General features: G+C 41.8%; 3 protein-coding genes. All 3 read right to left on the minus strand.

Features of this window, described 5'->3' with window-relative positions; all coding sequences use genetic code 11:
- On the minus strand, nucleotides 1–208 hold a 208-nt coding region (locus A3738_RS04920; protein ID WP_255376141.1), incomplete at its 3' end, for a hypothetical protein.
- Nucleotides 208–333 carry a hypothetical protein gene (locus A3738_RS32310; protein WP_255376142.1) on the minus strand — a complete coding sequence of 42 codons (126 nt, stop codon included), beginning with the start codon at nucleotides 331–333 and terminating at the stop codon, nucleotides 208–210. The genes A3738_RS04920 and A3738_RS32310, both read right to left, overlap by 1 nt.
- Nucleotides 330–1014: XrtA system polysaccharide deacetylase (locus tag A3738_RS04925; RefSeq protein WP_068763407.1), on the minus strand; the 685-nt coding region annotated here is incomplete at its 5' end. The genes A3738_RS32310 and A3738_RS04925, both read right to left, overlap by 4 nt.

Genomic DNA, 1014 nt, shown 5'->3' on the forward strand with positions numbered 1-1014 from the left:
TTGGATAATCTAAAGCAAGCTTATTATTGATCGTGTCAGCGATATCTTTCTCTTCATTAAATGCAGCAATGAGAATAGAGACTTTTGGTTCGAAGGTCTCATCTTTAGAAATTGGATTCCCCCGCCCTGCGATCAATTTAATTACAACGGGATATCCCAAATAGATATAGACGACAAGAAAAGCGCATAGCCAGAATAGGAATTCCATTATGCACCGCCCTTTAAATTTTCTAACAAAAACAATGGATTCCGCATCAAGTGCGGAATGACAGAATTATTGCCCTGAATGGCAGCGTTATTACTCAGGATAACGACAAGGTTGATAAAGGTCATGCAGCCCCCTTATCAGGTCGCGAGCTCAATAATCCCTTCTCGATTAGCACGTTTTCCATGCTATCGAATTTAAAATCTTTCAACAGTTGCGCTAAACGCCCTTGGCATTTCTCGAGATTGTTGTAATGCCTAAATGTTGATTTCCAGCCAACCCCAGGAACACGCGGCTGATCAGGATCAACCTCCCAAGGATGAAGATAAAACATGAATGCATTTTCTTCACGATTGATTTTACCGAGCCCAAACTTGGTAAACCAATACGGGAATAATCGAAAATATCCGCCACCAGCGATAGGCAATTGATAGCCTGCCATTTTTATAGAGCTAATCGGAAATTCAACAATATCCCCTTTCTCAGAACCTTTATATACATGCGGCTGCTGAGGAAAATCTGGAATACCGTAGAGATCATGTCTGACAGGAAAAATACTCGAATCGTATTCAAAACCTGCTTCAACTAGGGTATCAATCGCCCAAAGTGATTTTTCTGTTACTGAGTAACTAGCCGCTCGGTATCCACGAACCGGAGCTTGGGTAATATCTTCTAAGATCTGTTTTGATTTGAAGGTTTCTTCGCGAAACACTTCAGGGCTTTGGTTGTAGATAAGCTGATGACTATACCCGTGGCTGGCAACCTCATGCCCTTGTTTCGCAATTTTCTCTACGACGCTCGGATAATGA

Source organism: Oleiphilus sp. HI0066 (assembly GCF_001635725.1).

Coding starts and splice junctions, on each gene's coding strand:
- A3738_RS32310 (WP_255376142.1), bottom strand. CDS start 333: ATGACCTTTATCAACCTTGTCGTTATCCTGAGTAATAACGCTGCCATT.